Raw genomic sequence first — 22841 nt, 5'->3', positions numbered from 1 at the left:
CCACATGCCTGAGGACGTGCAGCCAACACCGCCACAGAATGCGGATCAGGCCCCCAGCAACAAGCCGTCCTCGTCCCGCAAGGACAAGCGCAAACGCGGCAGCTTTGATACTGAACAGTCACATGGGCGCCTATTCTGGGTTGGCATGGGATTTCTCGTCCTTTATGGCGCCGTCGCTCTTAAGGCCTCATTAGCAACAGTCCTAATGCCCATGGAGCCTGAAGCGCGGCAAATCGCGCCGCAAGTTCCAGTCATTCCCCAAATTGACCCGCACGCTTCCCTTACGAGTGATTTCTCACTTCCATCGGTCAAACGCGCCAGCATTACCGACCGTAACGGCCAAATTCTTGCGCTCTCCCTCCCCGTGGCACAAGTTTACGCCAACCCAATGGAACTTATTGACCCGCAAGACGCAGCCAAAAAGCTCCATCATGCCATCCCTGCACTGGATGAAGCTGAAACCATCCGCCGCCTCTCGCTCAAAAAGCAATTTGTTTACATCGCGCGTGACATTTCACCGGTCCAAGAAATCGCCATCAACAATCTTGGGATTCCCGGTATCTATTTTGAAGCCGGAGAGCGCCGCCATTACCCACTGGGCCGCACAGCAGCTCAAATCATGGGTAGCGTGGATATTGATGATCACGGCATTGCCGGGGTTGAACGCTATTTCAATGATCGTCTCAACTCTGACAAAACGCCGCTCCGCCTCTCCTTAGACGTCCGCGTTCAAGCCGCCGCGCGCGATGAACTCCAAACGGCCATGACCACCTTCCAAGCTATTGGTGCGAGCGCCATTGTCATGGATGTCCGCACCGGTGAAGTCATTGCTATGGTTAGCTTGCCGGACTTTGATGCCAATGACTTTGGCCATGCTACAAATGACTCCCGCTTCAATCGTGCCGTCACCGGCATGTATGAACCCGGTTCAACCTTTAAGCTGCAAACAGCCGCCATGGGGTTACAACTCGGCGTCATCCACGTTTGGGATAAGTTCTCAACCATCCCCATTAAAGTCGGTCGCTTCACCATCAGCGATATGAAATCCGATCATTTCGCCCCGTGGCTCTCCCTGCCCGGCGTTATGGCGTTTTCCTCCAACCCCGCAGCCGCGCATATTGCGCTTGATGTCGGGGCTGAGCGCCAGCAAGAATGGCTGGACAGCATGGGCTTTTTCAAGCGCGTGCCAATTGAGCTGCCTGAAGCAGGCCGCCCACTCGTACCATCACACAAGAATTGGGGCCTTTCCACGGTTATGACCGTAGGCTTCGGGCATGGCGTTGCTGAATCGCCACTCGCCATCGTGCGTGGCACAGCCGCTACCGTAAATGGCGGCATCTTGCTCAAACCTACACTCGTGGCCCGAGACCAGAACATCGTTCAAGATGTAACACGCGGCACTCTTCCCCCCTCTCTGGACGCATCCACGCCAGATGATGTCGGCACAGAAACACCCGTTGGTGTACGTGTCCTCTCAGCCAAAACCTCCGCGCTCTTACGGCGTTTGCTGCGTTTAGACGTGACCGAAGGCAGCGGGAAAACCGCAGAAGTTCCGGGCTATTACGTCGGCGGGAAAACCGGTACGGCTGAAAAAATCGGCGCTCATGGTGGCTACTTGAAGCACACCAACGTCGCGGCCTTTACCAGCGTCTTCCCCATGAACAACCCACGCTACGCAGTCTATGTCATGTTGGATAGCCCGCACCCCACCGCAGCCACACATGGCTGGACGACGGCCGCATGGAACTCCGCCCCGACCGTGGGGAAAATCATCTCCCGTATTGGCCCTATGCTGGATCAATTCCCGGATCTGGCCAATAAAGAGACCATTGATGCCTCATTGGCCATCGCGATGGAACCTGCTGTTCCCGCCGGTTATCGTGCGCTTGGCCCCGGCAATGACCCGGGTGATCCAAACCGCCACCCTCCCCAAACCAAAACAATTCGCTGAGCCTGCCCCATGCGCTTTTCTGAACTCCTCCGGCTCTGCAACGTCACGGCCAAACCTACCGCAGATACCAATATCAGTGCCATCACCGCTGATAGCCGCGCCGTGCGCCCCGGCAGCGTGTTTGTTGCTCTGCGCGGCGTCAAACACGATGGAGCCGCTTTCGTTCAAGCCGCGACACAAGCTGGCGCCTACGCCATCATCAGCGACCATCTGCTCATCACGGACCTGCCCCATGTCGTAGATCCGAATGCGCGTCATACACTCGCCAAAGCCGCCGCAATCCTCGCTGGCCCACAGCCCGCGCATATTACCGCCGTCACCGGGACGAATGGCAAAAGCAGTACCGCAGAGTTCCTGCGTCAGTTCTGGGAACTTCAAGGCCATAAAGCCGCGAGCCTTGGCACCTTAGGGCTCAACACCAGCGTTGATATTCCGCCCCCACCATCACTCACCACGCCAGACCCTGTCTCGCTCGCACAAACCTTAGCCGCACTGGCAAAAGCTGGCGTAACACATGTCGCACTCGAAGCGTCCTCCCACGGCCTCATCCAGCACCGCCTTGACGGCGTAACACTTGACGCCGCCGGCTTCTCCAATCTCACGCGTGATCATCTGGATTATCACGGCACGATTGAAGCCTACCGCGAAGCCAAACTCCGCCTCTTCAAAACTCTCCTGCCGACCACGGGCCGCGCCGCCCTAAACGCCGATATGGATGCCGACACAGCATCCTCCCTGCGTGACATCGCGCAAAGCCGTGGCCTTGAACTCCGCACCATTGGGGAAGCCGGGGAAACATTACGCCTCATCGAGACGCGCCCAACACCGCAAGGGCAAATCATTCGCCTTGCCCTCTCCGGTGAAGAACTACCTGAATTGACCTTCCCACTCCCCGGGCGCTTCCAGCTTGAAAACGCGCTCCTCGCGGCCGCGATGATCTGGAAAGATGAAAACGAAGCGCGTGAGTTGCTCGCACTTCTCCCGCGCCTCACCGGTGTCCCCGGCCGTTGTGAGCGTGTTGCGGCCCTCCCGAATGGCGCCGCCGCATATGTGGATTACGCACATACCCCCGATGCGCTCGCCCGCGTGCTCACAAGCCTACGTCCCCATACCGATGGCCGCCTCATCGTCGTCTTCGGAGCCGGTGGGGACCGAGATCGCGGCAAGCGCCCACTCATGGGTGAAGCCGCCTCCCGCCATGCTGACGTCGTCATCGTCACCGATGATAACCCCCGCACCGAAAACGCCGCGACAATCCGCGCTGAAATTCTCGCCACGGCCTCCAATGCCAGCGAAATTGCAGACCGTCATGACGCCATTGCTACGGGCCTCGAAAGTCTCTCTGCCGGGGATATTTTGGTCATCGCAGGCAAAGGCCACGAAACAGGGCAAATCATCGGACAAACCGTCTTGCCTTTTGATGATCGTGCCGTCACACGTGACTTAGCAGCACGTTTCACTCAAAACGCCTCGCAAGACATCGCGTCAGCAGAAAAGGGTTCGTCATGACGTCACCTCTCTGGACCTCCGATGAACTCCGTCACGCGACAGGTGGAACCCTCACGGCAGAACTCGCTGTTACTGGTATCTCCATCGATACGCGCACCCTACAAAAAGGGGACCTCTTCATCGCCCTCAAAGGGGACCGTAGCGACGGCCACGCGCATATCGAGACAGCCCTAAACGCGGGCGCTGCCTGCGTTATGGTCCATGACCGCATGAGCAGCACAGACCCGCGCCTCTTGGTCGTGCAGGACACGCTTGACGGCATGGTCGCCCTCGGCAAAGCCGCACGGGCACGCTTTGGTGGCAAAGTGATCGCTATTACAGGTAGCGTCGGCAAAACCACGACGAAAGAGATGCTGCGCACCGCACTTTCCGCCATTGGGAAAACCCATGCGGCTGTTGCGTCCTTTAATAATCACTGGGGCGTGCCGCTCACCCTCGCCCGCCTCCCGCGTGATGCCGCCTTCTGCATTAGTGAAATCGGCATGAACCATGAGGGAGAAATTCGCCCCTTGGCGGATCAGGTCCGTCCACATGTGGCGATTGTCACGACCGTCGGCTCATCGCATCTGGGCAATATGGGCAGTATCGCCGCCATTGCACGGGAGAAAGCCTCACTTTTCAGCGCCCTTCTCCCCGGCGGAACCGCCATTATTCCCGATGACTGCCCCGGCCAAAATGTCCTGCGCAGCGCCGTGCCTGACAGCAGCCAACTCTGGCGCTCTGGCGTCTCTCGTAGCGCAGATATCAAGCTTGAGAACCTCATTTGCAAGGCAGCTGGCAGTACATTCCTGCTCGAAACCCCACAAGCGGCGCCCCTCCCTGTACAACTCACAGCACCCGGTCGCCACATGGCACGCAACGCCGCAATCGCCCTCGGGGCCGTCACAGCACTTAGTGTAGAACGCACTCCCGCCGCCCAAGCCCTGACCGATTTTGTCCCCGGTGAGGGGCGCGGTGCACGGCGCACTATTCTGGACGGCGTCACCCTGCTGGATGAAAGCTATAATGCCTCCAGCACCAGCATGCGCGCCACATTAGAAACACTCAGCCTCCTGCCTGCCAAGCGTCACGTCGTCGCCCTCGGCGATATTCTTGAACTCGGCATTTTTGCAGAAGACGAACACCGCACACTGGCCGAAGCCGTGATCGCGGCAAAAGCGGTCGCCTTCTGCTGTGGACCACATATGCGCGCCCTTTATGACGCACTTCCGCCCGAATTACAGGGGAATTATGCCCCCGATTCGCGGCAACTTGCACCGCTGCTACGCGCTTACCTAAAACCCGGTGACTTTTTATTAGTCAAAGGCAGTAATGGCAGCCGGATGCGCGACCTCGTCACTTTCCTTGACCACGCTTAAGAAACGGTACCCGCTCGATGCTCTTTAATTTGATCGCCTCGCACGCGCCCTCGCATGGCGGTCTGGCAAATCTGTTCCATTATTTGACCTTCCGCTCCGGCGGGGCCTGCCTCACGGCTTTGGTCATTTCTCTTGTGCTGGGCAAACCCTTCATCGCCCAACTCAAACGCATCCAGCGTGGTGGCCAGCCCATCCGCAGCCTCGGCCCAGAGCGCCATATCATTGAAAAAGCAGGTACCCCCACCATGGGCGGCATGCTTATTCTCATTGCTCTCTTCACCTCGACCCTGCTTTGGGCCGACCTCACCAATGGTTTCGTCTGGGGCGTCATGCTCACAACCGCTGCATTCGGTGCGGTCGGCTTTGCAGATGATTATTTGAAACTCTCACGCCGCAACACCAAAGGCGTCTCCAAACGCATGCGCCTCGGCTGTGAATTTGCCGCCTCTCTTTTAGCGGGTATCTGGCTGCAACATTTAACACCGCCGGAAATCCGCAACGCCGTCGCCTTTCCCTTCGTAAAAGACCTCCTACTACCTTTGGGATATGCCTTCCCACTCTTTGCCATGATCACCATTACCGGCTTCGGTAATGCTGTGAACTTCACCGATGGGCTTGATGGCCTCGCCATTGTTCCCGTCGTCATCGCATCGTTGGTTTTCGCGCTGATCGCTTACCTCGTCGGCAATCATGTCTTCGCCGATTACCTGCAACTACACCCCGTTCCCGGCACAGGTGAACTCGCCGTCTTCTGCTCAGCCTTGATTGGAGCGGGCCTCGGCTTCCTATGGTTCAACGCTCCCCCAGCGGCTGTTTTCATGGGGGATACGGGCTCACTCTCCCTCGGTGGGGCCTTAGGTTCCATCGCCGTCGCCGTCAAACATGAATTGGTTTTGTGCCTTGTCGGTGGTGTGTTCGTTGCGGAAACGCTCTCCGTTGTTATTCAGGTTTTCTGGTTCCGCCGTACGGGCCGCCGCGTTTTCCTCATGGCCCCATTGCACCACCATTTTGAGAAAAAAGGCTGGCAAGAACCCACCATCGTGATCCGCTTTTGGATTGTCTCCATCGTACTCGGCCTGTGCGGCCTGGCCACATTGAAACTCCGATGAGCAACGCCTTCCCCCCCGACCTCTTCGCGGGCGAGAAATTCGCCATTCTGGGCCTCGGCCGTAACGGTGCAGCCGTTGCAGCAGCGCTGCTGTCTATGGGAGCGAGCGTGCAAGCATGGGATGATAAAAACCCATCCCTGCCGGAACATGAGCGCCTCACCGTCGCGCCCATCACGTCACTCGATGGCATCACGGCACTTGTGCTCTCTCCGGGCATTCCCCATCATCTCCCGCAGCCACACCCCGCAGCACTTTTAGCGCAAGAAGCTGGCATCCCCATTCTGTCGGATGCAGACCTCTTATTCCAAGCGGTGCGCCGTGCTGGCTCAAAAGCACGTTTCGCCGCCATTACCGGCACGAACGGTAAATCCACGACGACGGCTTTGCTCGCCCATATTCTAACCCAAGCTGGCCGTCCGTGCGCCGCTGGCGGCAATCTCGGCACCGCATCTCTCGCTCTGCCTTTGCTCGGCGATGATGGCGTCTATGTTATTGAAATGTCGTCTTATATGCTGGAACGGCTACAGACATTCCACGCTGATACCGCGTGCCTGCTCAACCTCACGCCGGACCATCTGGACCGCCACGGGGACATGGCCGGATATGCCGCCGCAAAAACGCATATCTTTGACCGCATGAGCGCTGATGACCTCGCAGTGATCAGCCAAGATGATACGTATTGCCGCACCATCACACACGAGATTGCACAACGTGGCATCCCCACGCATCGCCTCGCACCAGAAGCATTACCACCTTTTTCTGCGCCCGCACTCCCTGGGCAACATAACCGCCAGAACATCGCCACGGCCTGGGCTATGGCCAAACATCTTGAACTCAGTGATGATCTGATCCACAGTGGCCTCGCCACGTTTCCGGGCCTCGCGCATCGCTTACAGGCTATTCGCACCCTGCATGGCGTGACCTTCGTCAATGACAGCAAAGCCACCAATGCCGAAGCCACCGCCAAAGCATTGGATGCTTACCCACGCGTGATCTGGATCGCAGGCGGTCAGGCAAAGTCTGGCGGAATCAGCAGCCTCAGCCCATGGTTCAACCGCGTCTCTCACGCTATTCTCATCGGGCAAGATGCCCCGCTCCTCGCCCAAACACTCGATGAGCACAGCGTGCCCTACACGATCAGCCAAACACTCAACCGTGCTGTGCCTGACGCATACGCCACAGCACGGCAGCACGGCGTCCCAACCGTTTTGCTGTCCCCCGCTTGCGCTAGCTTTGACCAGTTTCGCAGTTTTGAAGACCGTGGCACACAGTTCGAGCGAGCCTGCACAACACTCGCGCAAAACACTCCCTCCCCGCATGAAGGCAAGGCGATTTAAGCCATGAAAAGGGAGCTGTCCCGCATCGATACCCGCGCTGTCACCCGGTGGTGGCGCAACCTAGACCGGGTCACGCTCGGCTGCGTCGGCATTCTCATCGGCTTGGGCTATATTCTTATGCTCGCAGCCAGCCCCGCCGTAGCCTCGCGTATTGGCGCATCGCGGAATATGTTCATATTCAAGCAGGTGGCCTTCCTGTCGCTCGCAGGTTTCATCGTTCTGATCACTTCGACTCTATCACGCCGCGCCATACGCAACCTCGCCTTTATCGGTGGCTTTCTTGCCCTCGGCGCCACGGCCATGACCCTTGTCCACGGCATGGAAATTAAAGGGGCCCGGCGGTGGATCTCCCTTCCAGTCATGTCTGTCCAACCTTCTGAATTTCTCAAACCCTGCTTTGCGGTCGTTACCGCATGGCTGCTCTCAGCCCGGCGGCGCATCATCCTCCGTGGCAATATCGCATTCCCCGGCATGTTGCTGGCCTTTATCGGCTTCGGCATCATTCTGGCCTTGCTCAAATCCCAGCCCGATATCGGCATGCTGTCGGTCATCACCATGGTCTTCATGACCCAATTATTTGTAGATGGCCTGCCACTCTATTGGGTCACAAGCTGCGTCGCCTCCATGGTGGGGGCCTTTGGCATGGCCTATATTAGCTTTCCCCATGTTCGCTCACGTGTTCAACGCTTCTTGCACCCTGATGTCGGCGATCATTACCAAATTGATACCGCTCTGCGGGCATTCGGTAATGGTGGCCTCACAGGGCGCGGTCCGGGAGAAGGCCGCGTGAAAGACATGCTGCCAGATGCCCATGCAGACTTTGTGTTTGCCGTTGCTGGGGAAGAATATGGCCTCGTGCTTTGTGTCGGCATCATCGCCGTCTTTGGCACTATTGTTTTACGCACCCTGCTCAAAGCCATGCGCGAAGATGACCCTTTCATCATCATCGCTGCTTCCGGCCTTGTAACGGGATTTGGCCTGCAAGCCTTTGTGAATATGGGCTCAACATTGCACCTCATCCCTACCAAAGGCATGACATTACCTTTCATTTCCTATGGCGGCAGTTCAGCCGTATCCGTTGCGCTGACACTGGGCATGGTGCTGGCCCTCACACGCCATCACACGAAACAGGGGAAAGTCATCCAAACGGCGAATGCCCCCTTAAACGACGTACCTCTCCAAGAGGCCCCTTTGATCGAAGGACGTAGGTCATGACACGACCCATCGTTATTGCTGCTGGTGGAACTGGCGGTCATTTTTTCCCTGCCGAAGCCGTCTCCACGGTTCTCGCTGAACGTGGTTATGAACTCATCCTCATGACGGATGCCCGCCATGGCCGCCGAGAAACAGGCGTGTTCGCAGATCGCCCCCAATATGTTCTCGATGGCGCAGGCATTGCAGGCAAAGGCCTTGGCGCAAAAATCCGTGGCGGCACAGCCCTACTGCGCGGCATCATCACAGCCCGTAAACACCTCTCCACTCTGAATGCAGCCGCAGTTATCGGCTTCGGTGGATATCCCTCCATCCCACCACTCCTCGCGGCCCGCCTGCTTCCAGCCTCCAAACGCCCAGTCATGGTCATTCATGAAGGTAATGCCGTTTTAGGTCAGGCGAATGCCCTCATCGCACGCTTTAATCCAGTCATTGCCACATCCTACGAAAGCGTTGCACGCCTTCCCGCCGATGTCACTCATAAGCAAACCGGCATGCCGGTACGCCCCGGCATTGAGGCGCTCTTCGGCACACCCTACACACCACCAACAGACAAGATTAATCTTCTGGTCTGGGGCGGCTCGCTCGGGGCCTCCGTCTTCTCAACGCTCGTCCCGCAAGCCATTGCCGCATTGCCAGACGAACTCCGCAACCGTCTACACGTTACCCAACAAGTCAGAGGGAACGATTTAGACACCGTGAAAGCGCTCTACACACACTCCGGCGTCTCCTGTCACGTCGCCTCCTTTTTTCATGACGTACCCGAACGCCTGAAAGATGCGCATCTGGTCATCGGTCGGGCTGGTGGTTCTTCCGTGGCCGAATTAGCAATGGCGGGGCGCCCATCCCTCCTTGTCCCGCTTCCCATTGCAGCATCCGACGAACAAGGCGCGAACGCCCAAGCCCTTGAACGCGCAGGCGGTGCATGGATGGTCCGGCAACCAAGCCTGACACCAAGCCTGTTGACGGAACGTTTAATGACGTTACTTACACACCCCGAACAACTCAGCGCAGCAGCAAAAGCCGCGCAATCTTTTGCCACGCCCCATGCCGCTGCCCGTGTTGCTGACCTCATTATCGCCTCACTACCAACCTAACATTTTTCCTTCCTGACCACCGCCCCTTAGACGACCTGAAAGTATTGCCTCCCATGCGCGCGCTGCCTCTTAACATCGGAACCCTCCACTTCGTCGGTATCGGCGGTATCGGCATGTCCGGTATTGCTGAAGTTTTGCACATGCTTGGTTATAAAGTGCAGGGTTCTGACATTGCAGAAAGCGCCAATGTTCAAAGACTGCGCCAAGCGGGCATCACCATCCATATTGGTCATGATGCCAATAACCTTGGCGATGCACAGGTCGTCGTTACCTCCACTGCCGTAAAACGTGACAATCCAGAAGTCGTCGCAGCACGCGCCAAACTGATCCCCGTTGTACGCCGCGCTGAAATGCTGGCGGAGCTGATGCGCCTACGCTGGTCCATCGCGATTGGTGGCACGCATGGCAAAACCACCACCACAAGTCTTGTTGCGTGCGTTTTAGAGCAAGCTCGCCTCGACCCGACCGTAATCAATGGCGGCATTATCGAAGCCTACGGCACCAATACCCGCATGGGTTCTGGTGACTGGATGGTTGTGGAAGCGGATGAGAGTGATGGCTCCTTCCTGCGCCTCCCTGCCGTTATCGCCGTTGTCACCAATATGGACCCAGAGCATCTAGACCATTGGGGCACCGAAGCCGCCATGCAGGCAGGCTATGACCAATTCGTGTCCAACATTCCATTCTACGGCTTTGCCGTGCTCTGCGTGGATCACCCACAAGTCCAGCAAATGATCCCCCGCCTGTCAGACCACCGCGTCATCACCTATGGCTTCAGCCCACAAGCCGATGTCCGCGCAGAAAAGGTGGTCATGGACAAACGTGGCTCCACCTTTGAGGTCGTCGTCACCAATCGTACGCGCAACCGAAGCCGCCGCGCAGGACCCTTCCGCATTCCGATGCTGGGCCACCATAACGTCTTGAATGCTCTCGCTTCCGTTGCTGTCGCGCTTGAAATGGAAATTAGCGATTCTGTCATCGCGTCTGGCCTTGCCTCTTTCCGAGGCGTCAAACGCCGCTTTACAAAAACTGGCGAGCATAACGGCATCACGATTATTGATGATTACGGCCATCACCCGGTTGAAATCGCCGCCGTACTCAAAGCCGCACGCCAAGCCGATGCAAAAAACGTTATTGCCGTGGTACAGCCCCATCGTTATTCACGTCTCAAGGGACTTTTTAACGAATTCTGCACTTGTATGAACGATGCTGATACTGTGATTGTTGCTGATGTCCATGCTGCGGGGGAAAGCCCCATTGACGGTGCAGACCGTGATGCCCTGGTCGAAGGGCTGCGCGATAACGGCCACCGTTCCGCCGTGCCTCTCCCCAGCCCGGACCTCTTGCCCGAAATGATCAACGCGATTGCTAAGCCTGGTGATTACGTTGTGTGCCTTGGCGCAGGCACGATCACGCAATGGGCGCAAACTCTACCAGAACAGCTTGCTGCCCTTAACACCACCCCACAAAAGGCCAATCCGGCATGACGGCGCCTGATAGCACCGCCCCTCTCCCCGCTTTTGCACAAAACCTGCGTGGCCGCCTCAAAGCGGACGCGCCCCTCGGGCCACGCTGCTGGTTCCGAACCGGCGGCTCCGCCGATTGGCTCTTCATCCCCGAAGACCAAGACGACCTCGCAACACTTCTGCGAAACCTTCCTGACACAACGCCTCTCACCTTTCTTGGGGCCTGTTCCAACGTCATCGTACGCGATGGCGGCCTCGAAGGTGTTGTCGTCAAATTGGCACGTGGCTTTGCTGATGTCATCGTTGAACAAGATGGCGTCATCGCCGGTGCGGCAGCCCTCGACATCACCGTGGCCGAACATGCGGCATCCGCTAGCCTTGATGGTTTGGCATTCTTAAGCGGCATCCCCGGCTCCATTGGCGGCGCAGTCCGCATGAATGCTGGTGCCTATGGTTCCGATATTGCCACGGTTCTAGATTGGGCCGAGATTATGCGCCCCGATGGCACAGTCCAGCGCCTCACGGCAGCGGACCTCGCCTTCGCCTACCGCCACACCGAATTACCCGAACGCTCCGTGGTTCTGCGCGCACGTTTGCGAGCTACCCCCGGGGACGCTGCCCATATTCGCCAACGCATGGATGAGATCAAAGCCTCACGTGAGGCCTCTCAACCCGTTCGTGCCCGCACGGGCGGCTCAACCTTCCGCAACCCGGATGGTCACAAAGCATGGGCACTGATTGATGAAGCCGGTTGCCGTGGCCTGATCCAAGGCGGTGCGCAAATGAGCGAGAAACACTGCAATTTCATGCTCAATCTCGGCACCGCCACCAGCACAGACCTTGAAACCCTCGGCGAAACCGTGCGCCAACGCGTCTTGGCCCATAGCGGCGTGGACCTCCACTGGGAAATTAAGCGCATTGGCCGCCACACCAATGCAAGACAAGATAGCGCGGCACAAGAAGGACAGACATCATGAAGGTTGCGGTTCTCTACGGCGGCACCTCCAGCGAACGCCCAGTCAGCCTTGTCAGCGGCGAAGCTGCTATCACGGCGCTGCGTGAAAAAGGCCATGATGTCACCCCCGTAGATGTCGGGCCTGACTTAATTGTAACCATACAAGCCCTACGTGCTGCCAAACCGGATGTGGTCTTCAATGCCCTACACGGGCCGTTGGGAGAAGATGGAGCGATCCAAGGTGTTCTCGAATGGCTTGGTCTGCCTTACACCCATTCCGGTATTCGTGCCTCTGCCGTAGCGATGAATAAAGAGGCCACACGCCTCCTGCTCGCATCAGCTGGCCTACCCGTTGCACCGGGCAAAGTTGTTTCCATGACCGAACTTGAGGCCGCTGACCCGCTCCCCACCCCTTATGTCGTCAAACCTATTGCAGAAGGGTCATCCGTCGGCGTCGAGATCATCCGTGAAGGCGATAACCGCCGCGCTGAAATCGCACGCAACTGGCGCTTTGGCACCGAAGCACTAGTCGAGCAATTCATTCCCGGCCGAGAACTCACCACCGCCGTCATGGGGGACCGCGCCTTAGCTTTGACCGATATTCTTCCTGCCGAGAATGCTGGTTTTTATGATTTTGACGCCAAGTACAAAGCTGGTGGCTCCCGACACGTCCTCCCCGCTGATGTGCCTTTAGCCGTGACAGAAAAAGCCCTTGATATTGCCCTGCGCGCCCATCAAGTCCTCGGCTGCCGTGGCGCAAGCCGGACAGATTTTCGCTATGATGACACGCAAGATCAACTGATTATTCTTGAGGTCAACACCCAACCTGGCCTGACACCAACATCACTTCTGCCAGAACAAGCAGCATATTGTGGCATTTCATACCCAGAACTCTGCGACTGGATGATCAATGAGGCATTGAAGCACTAATGCAGCGTGATCCGCGCCACGGTCCGATTATACCGCCATCTGCGCCAGATCCTGGGCAAAGCCATGACGCGCCACATATCGACCTAACGCACGACAGGCCATACCTCCCAAGTGAAGACCGCCCTTCCCGTCTGAAGCTTGCCTTACGGCGCTTCAAGCGCTTCATCCGTCCGGGATTTGTCGTTCTCACTGTCCTCTTGCTCGCAGGCGGCGCCGTGCACCTGCTGCATATTACTGCATCGGAAGAACGCTTTGCTCCGTTACGTGCCCGCCTCGTGGCGATGGAGCCTCTGCCCATTCACCATATTATCGTCAATGGCCGCCATATCACGAGCCAACAAGCCGTTGAAAATGCGTTAGGAACATCCGTCGGGCAGCCTCTTTTTGGTTTCTCCGTTGAAGCTGCCCGCGCACGCGTAAACGCTCTTCCCTTGGTCGAACAAGCAACAGTCGAGCGGCGCATACCCGATACGGTTATTGTGAATTTGACGGAACGCGTCCCCATCGCCGTATGGCAAAATCACGACCATTTCTCTCTCATCAACCGTGCGGGAGACACAGTCTCAGACCAAGGCATTGCCGGGCAAGACCCACAAATGCTCCGTACTTTACCCCTCATCGTCGGGGACGGTGCCAATAATGCCGCCGCCGATCTTCTTGACGCTCTCACCCCCTTCCCAGACATACAAAACCGTATCACGGCCTTTGTACGCGTCGGTGAGCGCAGATGGGATGCTGTTTTACGTAATGGCACCACAATACTCCTGCCCGAAGATGAGGAAAAACCCGCCTTTGCACGGCTTGAACAATTTCAAAACACCATGAAACTACTGGACCGCCCTGTCGTTTCTATTGACATGCGCCTGCCGGACCGCATGGTAATTCATCAACCGCCCCTTCCAGCACAGCCTAACGCTCCAGAGAGCGACAGTCAGACAAAGCCGCAATGACCGACCTTACCCCCGGCTCCGAACAGTCTTTTTTCAGGCGTAGAGGCGGCCTCCGTGGCCGCGCACTCTCCACCCCTGACCATGCTGTCGCCCATAGCCGTGACGCACGCGGCGTTCTCACACTCCCGCCTGAAGACACACGCCCAACCCCAGCATGGCGCTCCGGCACATTCGGCGTGCTCGACATTGGCAGCACGAAAATGACGTGTTTCATCGGGCGCGGTGAATCCGATGGTAGCCTCAGTATTCTCGGCCATGGCTGGCGCCGCTCGCATGGCATCCGTTCCGGCTCTATCGTTGATATCCGTGAGGCTGAAGCCGCCGTCCGCGCCACTGTCGGCCAAGCGGAAGACACCGCCGAAAAACGTCTAGACTCCCTCACCGTCAACCTTTCTTGCGGCCACCCGGCCAGTCGCTGGATTGACGTGCGCCTTCCCATTGGGGGGCGCGAAGTCACGGCCCATGATGTCAACCACCTCCGCACAGAAGCCAAAGCACTAGCTTGGGCCGAAGGACGGTCCATCATTCATAACCTTCCACTCGGTTACTTAGTGGATGGCATGGCAGGCGTGACAGACCCGCGCGGCCATCAATGCACGGAGTTATCCGCCCGATTCCACGTCGTAGACATGCATTCTAGCGCTCTACGCACCCTCGACACAGTTTTACAGCGTGCGGAACTCCGCCTCGATGGCCTCGTCTCAAGCCCATTCGCCTCCGCTTTGTCTGTCTTAAGCGACGAAGAGCGGGACCTTGGCGTCACCGTTGTTGAAATGGGGGGCGGCACCACGTCTCTTTCCGTTTTTTTGGAAGGGCGATTGCTCCACATTGCCCAGATTCCCGTTGGCGGCCTCCACGTCACACGAGATGTTGCCAGTGCGCTCTCAACATCGCTTGATACCGCAGAGCGCCTCAAAACTCTTTACGGCGCCGCACAACTCGGATCTGATGACCAGCGCGAAATGCTCTCCATCCCCCTGATTGGGGAAGGCCCTCATCGCTTGGCCCGTATTCCTCGGGCCAAGGTCATCGGCTTTATTGAACCCCGCATCGCCGAGACGCTCGAATTAGTCCGCAACGCCTTGGACATGTCTGGCCTTGGCGGAATGGCCAATACCCGAGTCGTCCTCACGGGTGGAGCCTCCTTAATGGAAGGCCTCGTTCCTGTAGCCAGCCGCATCCTCGGCCGCTCCGTTCGCCTCGGCAGACCGTTGAACATTCATGGCTTGCCTGAAAATGACGCAGCATCTGCTGGTTTCTCGACTGCTTCTGGACTTTTAGCATGGGCTGCTGGCGCTGATCGCAGTTTCGGCAATGCTCCTGCTACAGAAACAGTACCAAATACCCTTTTCCAACGTCTTGTAGGCTTCATCCGTGATCGCGGATAGGCTAAAGATTTGTGTATAACTTCCGCTAATGGCGCCTTTTACTGAAGTTCTGGATCCGAGCATGACACTGAACCTGACCCCGACCCCTAATTCGCATGTCGAACTCGCTCCACGGATTACCGTGATTGGCGTCGGTGGAGCCGGCACCAATGCAGTCAACAACATGATCGCCTCTGAGCTCAAAGGCGTCGAATTCGTTGTTGCAAACACGGATGCGCAGCAGCTTGCCCATTCCAAATCTGAACGCCGGGTGCAACTCGGCCCACACCTGACCCGTGGCCTCGGTGCCGGCGCCAAGCCAGAAATTGGCCGTGAAGCTGCTGAAGAAGCGGCTCAAGAGATTGATCGCCAACTGGAAGGTGCAAATCTCATCTTCATCACGGCAGGCATGGGCGGCGGTACAGGCACAGGGGCTGCTCCCGTTGTTGCACGCATGGCCCGTGAACGCGGCATTCTCACCGTTGGCGTCGTTTCTAAGCCCTTCAACTTCGAAGGGCGCCGCCGCGCTACGCTGGCTGATAGTGGCATTGCCGAACTTCAGAAGCACGTTGATACCCTCATCGTCATTCCGAACCAAAACCTCTTTAACTCCGCCAATCAAAACACGACCTTCCGCGAAGCCTTCCAAATGGCTGATAACGTCCTCAATATGGGCGTTCGCGGCATTACGGACCTGATGGTTTCCCCCGGCCTGATCAATCTCGACTTTGCCGATGTCAAAGCCGTCATGGAAAACATGGGCAAGGCCATGATGGGCACAGGCGAATCTTCCACAAACGATGATGCCGAAGACCGCGCTATAGCGGCGGCTGAACGCGCTATCTCCAATCCATTATTGGAAGATGCCTCAATGGCTGGCGCACGCGGCCTGCTGATCAACATCACCGGCGGCGAAGATTTGACCCTGTATGAAGTCAATGCCGCCGCCGACCGCATCCGTGAAGAAGTCGCTGAAGATGCCAACATCATTTTCGGCACATCCATTGATGACAACCTAAACGGTCGTATCCGTGTTTCCGTCGTCGCAACAGGTCTTGATACACAAGCTGCACATAATGCGACGGCCACAAGCCAAGAAGCACCCGCGCACAACACACAATCCGCCCCTGCGCAGAACCCAGCAGCACCGGCCAACCCTGCACCTCAAGCCGCACAACGCGCACCAAGCTCTTACGCACCGGGCTCAACCTATGCTGGAGGTGCACGGCCAAATTTTAACCTTGAGCCGCAAGCACCGCAGCAGCACAGCGCGCCCCCACCGGCAGAACAACCCTACACCCCGCAACATGAAGCGCAGCCTGCTCCGGCACAGCCAGCGCATACCAACCAACATGCAGCCCCACAGCAAGAGCAACAAAACCGCTCGCATCATTCAACGCTGTTCACAAACGTACCTCAGCAGCAACCACAGGCCGAAGCTCAACCCCGGAGCCTGTTCGGCCTGGTCACAGGCGCATTCCGCAGCCGCCCTGCGGCTCCCCATGCACCGGCACAACGCACTGAGCCGTCTGCCCCTGAGCATACCCAAATGCCGCACACGCAGCCTCAGCAAACTCGTCCCGATGCTCAACCTGAGCGTCCGCGCCCATCCGATTCGCCTGACGATGGCACGTTGGATATCCCAACCTATCTCCGCCGATGATACAAACTGCGTAATATACGGCAATAATCATTGACTGGAGCCTGCCCTGCATCTGCCCTTATATGAGACACTGACCGAGCGTTCATCGCCCGGAACCACGGTAAAGGGACAGATGCAGGTGACAGGATTTCAAGACGCAAAAACAGCGACAGACCTTTCTCTTCTGCCGTCTTTTCTTACGTCTGATGCACCCGCACATTCTCAGAGCATGCCCCCCGCACAACAAACCACTTTGGCCAATGCCATTAGCTGCCGTGGCATCGCCCTTCATAGTGGTGTGACCGTCACATTAGAGCTACGCCCAGCCCCGGCACATACGGGTATCTGCTTTCTACGCACGGACCTCCCCGAAACACCGGCATTTCCTGTCCGTCCTGACACGATTATTGATACGCGCCTCTCAACTGTGGTCGCTTGGGATGAAAACCCCGAAGTCCGCGCGGCAACAATCGAACATCTCATGGCGGCCCTTTCCGCCCTCAGCATTGATAATGCCATCATCGCGGTTTCTGGCCCCGAAATGCCTGCTTTAGACGGCTCCTCGGCAGAATTCTGCTTTCTCATTCAGTGCGCAGGCACCCGCATATTAGAGGCTCCGCGCCGCACAATCGAAATTCTCCGCCCCGTCCGCGTTGAGGATGATAACGGCGCTTTCGCAGAACTTCGGCCCGCCCACCATGGACTTGCACTGGCCATTTCATTGAGCTTTTCCGCTGAAGCGATCGGCACTCAACGCTATGCCATCCAACTTACAGCGGATCGCTTTATCAATGAGCTTTCTTTCTGCCGCACTTTTGTAAACCGTTCCGATATTGAGCATTTACAAAGCATTGGCCTTGCCCGTGGCGGCTCTTTGGACAATGCCGTCGTGGTTGATGGGCAGAGCGTCATCAATCCCGCAGGCTTACGCATTGAGCGCGAATTCGCACGCCATAAACTGCTGGATGCCGTTGGTGACCTCTATTGCGCAGGTCGCCCTATCCAAGGGGGCTTCATCGGGCATAAATCTGGTCACCGCATGAACAATCAACTTTTACGGGCTGTTTTTGCCGACCAGCGCAACTGGCGCTTGCAACCAATCGCCACAACACGCCCCACGAAAAGCACTCAACCCTCTTATGTTGCCGCTTAAGGCGGCTTACGGGTCTTTCGTCAGCGCGATCCCGTGATATAAGACACTCTCCACGGGAAGAGCAGGTATGACCAACAGCACACAGCGTCGTTTTTCTCTCACGCTCACAGAGCGTATGTTCCCCCGCAGCGCGGCCATGATTGGCGCTGCGTTGCTTCTGTCTGGCTGTTCTTTGTTTTCACACAAAGACGGACCTGCTGCGATTCCCAAAGCAGCCGATGCCGAGACATTATATAATTACGGGATCGACGCACTGCACTCAGGCCGTTACCAACTCGCCTCGGGTGAGTTTGAGCTGTTGCAGCAAAATTACCCTTATTCCGGCTTCACCGGTAATGCCGAGCTAATGGAAGGGTATTCCTACTACCTACAAGGGGAATACGCACTTTCCGTTCAACAACTCGAACGTTACCTGCAGTTGCATCCGACGAGCCCCGACGCAGCCTACGCATTCTATCTGCGTGCACTGTGCTATTATGAGCAAATTGCAGACGTACAGCGTGACCAGCAAGGCACTGTTGAAGCGCTCAATGCGTTGGAAGAAGTCGTTACGCGCTTCCCTCAAACGTCTTACGCTCGTGATGCTCAACTGAAAATTGACCTCTGCCGCGATCACCTCGCGGGTAAGGAAATGCTGGTCGGCCGCTGGTACCAACAGCAGCACAATTATGAAGCCGCTATGACCCGCTATCAGCGCGTTGTTCAAGACTTCCAGACAACCAACCATACGGCTGAAGCGCTGGAGCGTTTGGTGGAAGTGTATCTTGCCCTTGGCCTGAAGGACCAAGCGCAACAAACCGCCTCCGTGCTAGGATATAACTACCCCGACAGCACATGGTACCATGACGCTTATGCCGATATGCGCGATGCAGGGCTTCTCTCCAACGATATGAAGACCCCCGTTGCAAGCAAACAAAAAACCGATGCACAGCGTGGTTTCTTCTCCCGCGCTTGGCACAGCGTTTTCTAATATGCAGCGCGCCCCACGCGCTGCAGCAACATTGATACCGGCGTCATGCTGACACATCTTTCGATCCGCGACGTCGTCCTGATCGAGAAACTGGATCTCGCCCTGCATCAGGGCCTGACCGTTCTCACAGGCGAAACTGGCGCAGGTAAATCCATTCTTTTAGACAGTCTGGGCCTCACATTGGGCGAGCGCGCAAGCGCTGGCCTCATTCGCTCCGGCGCGACACAAGCCAGTGTGGCTGCGACCTTTGACTTGCCCTTAGATCATCCCGTCTTTGCTCTACTTACGGAGCAAAGCCTAAGCTTTGATCCCCAGCAGGACCTGCTCACGCTCCGGCGCGTTGTCCTGCCTGATGGCCGCTCCCGTGCTTATGTCTGCGATCAGCCTATCAACATCACGCTGCTGCGCAACATCGCATCTCAGCTCGTGGAGATTCAGGGCCAGCATGAGCAAATGGGCCTCGCCGATGAAGCCTGCCACCTAGACTTGCTCGATACATTCGGTGTGCCAACGACCCTGCGTAAAAAAGTCGCTAAAGCTCATACCGAATGGGCTGATGCCCGCAAAGCCTTGGATACCGCACAGCACGCACTAACCGAAGCAACCCGTGAAGAAGAATGGCTTCGGGCCACCGTCAATGACCTCGAAACCCTTGCCCCAATAGACGGCGAAGAAGACGAGCTCGCCGCCTTACGCATCTCATTACAACATGACGAACGCCGCCAAGAGGCCGTCGCGGCAGCCCTTGCAGAGCTTACCCCACGCGATCGCCGCTCCGCGACACCAGCTACAGCTCTTCGCTCCGCCAGCCGTGCGCTTCAACGCCTTTCCCCCCTCAGCGAAAACGAACAAGAGGGGACGACCACTACGGCCCATGCGCAACAAGCCCAAGCCGCTCTTGAAGCGCTAGACCGTGCTGAAGAAGCCTTAGCGGAAGCCGAAACATCCTTATCCCGCCTCGCGGCAGACACAATGGCTGACCCTCGCCTTCTGGAAGAAACAGAAGAACGCCTTTTTGCTCTGCGCGCCGAAGCACGCAAACATAATATTTCCGTTGCAGAACTTCCCGCCTTTCTCAATACGCTCCGCCACAAACTTGAGACACTCGACAACAGCACGGCAGAACTCACCCGCCTGCAACAAGCTCTCAAAGACGCACAAACACGCTTTGAGCACATGGGGGCTGAACTTTCAGAAGCCCGTAAAAAAGCCGCACAACTCCTCGAAAAAGCCGTCCACCGTGAACTCAAACCCGTCAAACTGGAACGCGCCCGCTTTAGCGTTGTGCTGACTAGCTTAGACCCTGCACGCTGGTCCCGCACCGGCATGGAACACGTTGCATTTCGCATTGCAGCCAACCCCGGCCAGCCCGCTGGTGCCCTCGCCAAAGTCGCATCCGGCGGCGAACTATCGCGCCTCATGCTGGCTCTCAAAGTCGTCTTGGCAGAGCGCAGTGCCGTCGGCACGCTTGTTTTTGATGAAGTGGATTCCGGCGTCGGCGGTGCTACAGCTTCCGCAATTGGGGACCGCCTGCACAAAGTCGCCGAGAGTGGGCAAGTCTTAGTCGTAACGCACAGCCCACAAGTCGCCGCCCGTGGTGACCATCACTTACGTATTGCCAAACGCATTACAGACAACCGAACCGAAACCACCGCAGAGCCGTTGTCACACACCCAACGCCGCGAAGAAATTGCACGCATGCTGGCAGGGGATGTCGTCACCGATGCTGCCCGCGCTGCAGCAGACAGCCTGCTGGAACCTGTATCATGACCAACGCCCAACGCCACGCAGAACTCGAAGCACTGATTGCTCAATGGGATACCGCCTATCATCACGATGACGCCCCCTTGGTGAGTGACGCGGAGTATGATGCTGCCCGCCGCGAATTGCAGGCGCTCGAAGAACAAGACCCCAGCCTCAAAACAACAGATAGCGTCAGCACGCGCATCGGCGCGGCACCCGATAGTGCCTTTGGTAAATATCGCCATCTTGTTCCAATGCTCTCCCTCGATAACGTTTTTAACGAGGAAGAATTCTCAGCATTTGTGACGCGTGCCGGGCGCTTTCTTGGTTTGTCAGAAGCCGAGGCCAATAGCCTCTCCTTTATGGCTGAACCAAAAATTGATGGCCTCTCCATCAGCTTAACCTATGAAAATCGACGCTTCCTGCGCGGCACAACACGCGGTGATGGCCTAGAAGGTGAAGACGTCACCGCCAATTTACGCACCATCAGTGCCATCCCCGATACACTCCCCGATGATGCTCCCGACTTGCTCGAAATTCGCGGTGAAGTTTTTTTGAGCAAAGACGCATTTCTCGCGCTCAATGAACAGCAAGAAGCCCGCGGCGCACGCCTATTCGCCAACCCGCGTAATGCCGCCGCCGGGTCTTTACGGCAGCTTGATCCAAACATCACACGTACACGCCCACTGTCTCTCTTCACCTATGCGCTCGGCCACCGCTCCGCTGCGGTCAGCAATACGCATGAAGATTACCTCAAAACACTGGAGCGCTGGGGCTTCCCCGTAAATCCCCTCTCCAAACGACTGGATCACCCGTCCGAAATCCCTACCTACGTCCAACACTTGGCCGAAGAGCGCGCCCTACTCGGTTACGATATTGACGGCATTGTCTTCAAACTCAACGACGTTGCCTTGCAAGAGCGCCTCGGCTTCATCGGCCGTGCGCCACGATGGGCCATTGCGTGGAAATTCCCTGCAGAACAAGCCATCACCATCCTACGCTCCATTGAAATCCAAGTCGGGCGTACAGGCGCATTAACCCCCGTCGCTCATCTTGAGCCCATCAATGTCGGCGGTGTGCTTGTTTCCAAAGCTACCCTGCACAATGAAGACGAAATTACCCGCAAAGATGTGCGTATTGGCGATAAAGTCCGCCTGCAACGCGCTGGAGATGTCATCCCCCAAATTCTAGGGCCCGTTGACCCCTCCCCCGACACGGAACGCGGCCCCGCTTTTATCTTCCCAGACCACTGCCCCGTCTGTGGATCCCATGCAGAACGCCCAACAGGTGAAGCGGTAAGACGCTGCACTGGCGGCTTAACCTGCGAAGCACAAGCCGTCGAACGCCTCATTCACATGGTGTCACGCAATGCCTTCGATATTGACGGCCTCGGAGAGCGAAGCATCCGAGACTTTCATCGTCGGGGCTTTATCACACGTCCCGGCGATATCTTCCGCCTTGAAGAACGCAAAGACGAAATCCTGGCACTTGATGGCTGGGGCCCCCAATCCTTTGACAATATGCAACGCGCGATTGAAGAGCGCCGCACCATCGCACTCTCTCGCCTCATCTTCGGTCTAGGCATACGCCGAATCGGGGAGCGTAATGCACAAATGCTGGCCCGGCATTTCAAAACCTTCGAACAATGGCGCGACACTATGATTGCCGCACGCCCCGACACCGAAGAGCGCGCGACCCTCGGCGCCATTATGGGGATTGGTGATGCCATCGCCGAAGAACTTGTCGCCTTTTTCGGGGAACCCCATAACGTCGAAACGCTCGATGACCTCCGCAGCGCCCTCCGTGAGATCACACCAGAAGCCGCTCCCACTGAGGGACATCTTTCTGGAAAAACCATTGTCTTCACCGGCACTCTAACCACCATGACCCGACCAGAGGCAAAAGCAATTGCGGAGCGCCTCGGCGCACAAGTGACCGACAGTGTCTCAAAAAAAACATCTTTGGTCGTGTTAGGCGAAAAAGCCGGATCAAAAGCTAAAAAAGCCGCAGATCTTGGCCTTGAAACACTGGATGAGCAAGGCTGGCGGGACCTCGCAGGGATCTAATTCCCTGCGCTGAGCCGCTAATCTGC

The 22841-nt window shown here is 57.2% G+C and carries 17 protein-coding genes; all 17 read left to right on the top strand.

Annotated elements, in window-relative coordinates; genetic code table 11:
* Positions 1–4: 4 nt before the first annotated feature.
* The 17 genes from NTH01S_RS02415 to ligA all read left to right on the top strand — a co-directional run bounded on the left by NTH01S_RS02415 (position 5) and on the right by ligA (position 22815).
* On the top strand, positions 5–1951 hold the full coding sequence (locus NTH01S_RS02415) for a peptidoglycan D,D-transpeptidase FtsI family protein (RefSeq protein ID WP_068168864.1): 1947 nt from the start codon (positions 5–7) through the stop codon (positions 1949–1951).
* 9 nt (positions 1952–1960) lie between these two features.
* A complete protein-coding gene (locus NTH01S_RS02410; RefSeq protein WP_068168862.1) occupies positions 1961–3460 on the top strand; it encodes a UDP-N-acetylmuramoyl-L-alanyl-D-glutamate--2,6-diaminopimelate ligase in 1500 nt (499 codons plus the stop codon).
* The gene (locus NTH01S_RS02405) at positions 3457–4818 is read left to right on the top strand and encodes a UDP-N-acetylmuramoyl-tripeptide--D-alanyl-D-alanine ligase (RefSeq protein WP_068168859.1); all 1362 of its coding nucleotides are present in this window, start codon (positions 3457–3459) and stop codon (positions 4816–4818) included. The genes NTH01S_RS02410 and NTH01S_RS02405 overlap by 4 nt, the downstream gene beginning before the upstream one ends.
* 17 nt (positions 4819–4835) lie before the next feature.
* Entirely contained in the window at positions 4836–5927 is a 1092-nt protein-coding gene (gene mraY / locus NTH01S_RS02400) for a phospho-N-acetylmuramoyl-pentapeptide-transferase (protein ID WP_068168857.1), read from the top strand.
* On the top strand, positions 5924–7264 hold the full coding sequence (gene murD, locus NTH01S_RS02395; RefSeq protein WP_068168853.1) for a UDP-N-acetylmuramoyl-L-alanine--D-glutamate ligase: 1341 nt from the start codon (positions 5924–5926) through the stop codon (positions 7262–7264). Before mraY ends, murD begins: the two co-directional genes overlap by 4 nt.
* 3 nt (positions 7265–7267) lie before the next feature.
* Positions 7268–8479 carry an FtsW/RodA/SpoVE family cell cycle protein gene (locus tag NTH01S_RS02390; protein ID WP_068168849.1) on the top strand — a complete coding sequence of 404 codons (1212 nt, stop codon included), beginning with the start codon at positions 7268–7270 and terminating at the stop codon, positions 8477–8479.
* The gene (gene murG, locus NTH01S_RS02385) at positions 8476–9573 is read left to right on the top strand and encodes an undecaprenyldiphospho-muramoylpentapeptide beta-N-acetylglucosaminyltransferase (protein WP_068168847.1); all 1098 of its coding nucleotides are present in this window, start codon (positions 8476–8478) and stop codon (positions 9571–9573) included. The genes NTH01S_RS02390 and murG overlap by 4 nt, the downstream gene beginning before the upstream one ends.
* A 53-nt stretch (positions 9574–9626) precedes the next feature.
* Positions 9627–11060 (top strand): UDP-N-acetylmuramate--L-alanine ligase, encoded by a 1434-nt coding sequence (gene murC / locus NTH01S_RS02380; RefSeq protein ID WP_068168844.1) that lies wholly within the window; start codon positions 9627–9629, stop codon positions 11058–11060.
* Entirely contained in the window at positions 11057–12016 is a 960-nt protein-coding gene (gene murB, locus NTH01S_RS02375; RefSeq protein WP_068168843.1) for a UDP-N-acetylmuramate dehydrogenase, read from the top strand. Before murC ends, murB begins: the two co-directional genes overlap by 4 nt.
* The gene (locus NTH01S_RS02370) at positions 12013–12924 is read left to right on the top strand and encodes a D-alanine--D-alanine ligase (protein WP_068168838.1); all 912 of its coding nucleotides are present in this window, start codon (positions 12013–12015) and stop codon (positions 12922–12924) included. The genes murB and NTH01S_RS02370 overlap by 4 nt, the downstream gene beginning before the upstream one ends.
* On the top strand, positions 12924–13874 hold the full coding sequence (locus tag NTH01S_RS02365; RefSeq protein ID WP_084366888.1) for a cell division protein FtsQ/DivIB: 951 nt from the start codon (positions 12924–12926) through the stop codon (positions 13872–13874). The genes NTH01S_RS02370 and NTH01S_RS02365 overlap by 1 nt, the downstream gene beginning before the upstream one ends.
* On the top strand, positions 13871–15262 hold the full coding sequence (ftsA, locus tag NTH01S_RS02360; protein ID WP_068168835.1) for a cell division protein FtsA: 1392 nt from the start codon (positions 13871–13873) through the stop codon (positions 15260–15262). Before NTH01S_RS02365 ends, ftsA begins: the two co-directional genes overlap by 4 nt.
* A 61-nt stretch (positions 15263–15323) precedes the next feature.
* The gene (ftsZ, locus tag NTH01S_RS02355) at positions 15324–16904 is read left to right on the top strand and encodes a cell division protein FtsZ (RefSeq protein WP_068169107.1); all 1581 of its coding nucleotides are present in this window, start codon (positions 15324–15326) and stop codon (positions 16902–16904) included.
* Positions 16905–17016: 112 nt separating this feature from the next.
* Positions 17017–18036: a UDP-3-O-acyl-N-acetylglucosamine deacetylase gene (lpxC, locus tag NTH01S_RS02350; RefSeq protein WP_068168832.1), complete on the top strand. Its 1020-nt coding sequence runs from the start codon at positions 17017–17019 to the stop codon at positions 18034–18036.
* 67 nt (positions 18037–18103) lie between these two features.
* Positions 18104–19006 (top strand): outer membrane protein assembly factor BamD, encoded by a 903-nt coding sequence (locus tag NTH01S_RS02345; protein ID WP_068168828.1) that lies wholly within the window; start codon positions 18104–18106, stop codon positions 19004–19006.
* A 45-nt stretch (positions 19007–19051) separates the two neighbouring features.
* Positions 19052–20776, top strand: a complete 1725-nt coding sequence (recN, locus tag NTH01S_RS02340) for a DNA repair protein RecN (RefSeq protein WP_068168826.1) — start codon at positions 19052–19054, stop codon at positions 20774–20776.
* Positions 20773–22815 carry an NAD-dependent DNA ligase LigA gene (ligA, locus tag NTH01S_RS02335; protein ID WP_068168822.1) on the top strand — a complete coding sequence of 681 codons (2043 nt, stop codon included), beginning with the start codon at positions 20773–20775 and terminating at the stop codon, positions 22813–22815. Before recN ends, ligA begins: the two co-directional genes overlap by 4 nt.
* Positions 22816–22841: the final 26 nt, after the last annotated feature.

Source organism: Neokomagataea thailandica NBRC 106555, from assembly GCF_001598495.1.
GTDB classification, from domain to species: domain Bacteria; phylum Pseudomonadota; class Alphaproteobacteria; order Acetobacterales; family Acetobacteraceae; genus Gluconobacter; species Gluconobacter thailandicus_A.
Note: the sequence above shows the minus strand (reverse complement) of the source record. Positions and strands in the feature narration are given on the sequence as shown.

What these genes read in the sequence shown, in the direction of transcription:
- lpxC (WP_068168832.1), top strand. Translation starts at nt 17,017, where the DNA reads ATGCAGGTGACAGGATTTCAAGACGCAAAAACAGCGACAGACCTTTCT.
- ftsA (WP_068168835.1), top strand. Translation starts at nt 13,871, where the DNA reads ATGACCGACCTTACCCCCGGCTCCGAACAGTCTTTTTTCAGGCGTAGA.
- NTH01S_RS02365 (WP_084366888.1), top strand. Translation starts at nt 12,924, where the DNA reads ATGCAGCGTGATCCGCGCCACGGTCCGATTATACCGCCATCTGCGCCA.
- NTH01S_RS02390 (WP_068168849.1), top strand. Translation starts at nt 7,268, where the DNA reads ATGAAAAGGGAGCTGTCCCGCATCGATACCCGCGCTGTCACCCGGTGG.
- NTH01S_RS02370 (WP_068168838.1), top strand. Translation starts at nt 12,013, where the DNA reads ATGAAGGTTGCGGTTCTCTACGGCGGCACCTCCAGCGAACGCCCAGTC.
- NTH01S_RS02410 (WP_068168862.1), top strand. Translation starts at nt 1,961, where the DNA reads ATGCGCTTTTCTGAACTCCTCCGGCTCTGCAACGTCACGGCCAAACCT.
- NTH01S_RS02415 (WP_068168864.1), top strand. Translation starts at nt 5, where the DNA reads ATGCCTGAGGACGTGCAGCCAACACCGCCACAGAATGCGGATCAGGCC.
- ligA (WP_068168822.1), top strand. Translation starts at nt 20,773, where the DNA reads ATGACCAACGCCCAACGCCACGCAGAACTCGAAGCACTGATTGCTCAA.
- murG (WP_068168847.1), top strand. Translation starts at nt 8,476, where the DNA reads ATGACACGACCCATCGTTATTGCTGCTGGTGGAACTGGCGGTCATTTT.
- NTH01S_RS02345 (WP_068168828.1), top strand. Translation starts at nt 18,104, where the DNA reads ATGACCAACAGCACACAGCGTCGTTTTTCTCTCACGCTCACAGAGCGT.
- ftsZ (WP_068169107.1), top strand. Translation starts at nt 15,324, where the DNA reads ATGACACTGAACCTGACCCCGACCCCTAATTCGCATGTCGAACTCGCT.
- NTH01S_RS02405 (WP_068168859.1), top strand. Translation starts at nt 3,457, where the DNA reads ATGACGTCACCTCTCTGGACCTCCGATGAACTCCGTCACGCGACAGGT.
- mraY (WP_068168857.1), top strand. Translation starts at nt 4,836, where the DNA reads ATGCTCTTTAATTTGATCGCCTCGCACGCGCCCTCGCATGGCGGTCTG.
- murD (WP_068168853.1), top strand. Translation starts at nt 5,924, where the DNA reads ATGAGCAACGCCTTCCCCCCCGACCTCTTCGCGGGCGAGAAATTCGCC.
- murB (WP_068168843.1), top strand. Translation starts at nt 11,057, where the DNA reads ATGACGGCGCCTGATAGCACCGCCCCTCTCCCCGCTTTTGCACAAAAC.
- recN (WP_068168826.1), top strand. Translation starts at nt 19,052, where the DNA reads ATGCTGACACATCTTTCGATCCGCGACGTCGTCCTGATCGAGAAACTG.
- murC (WP_068168844.1), top strand. Translation starts at nt 9,627, where the DNA reads ATGCGCGCGCTGCCTCTTAACATCGGAACCCTCCACTTCGTCGGTATC.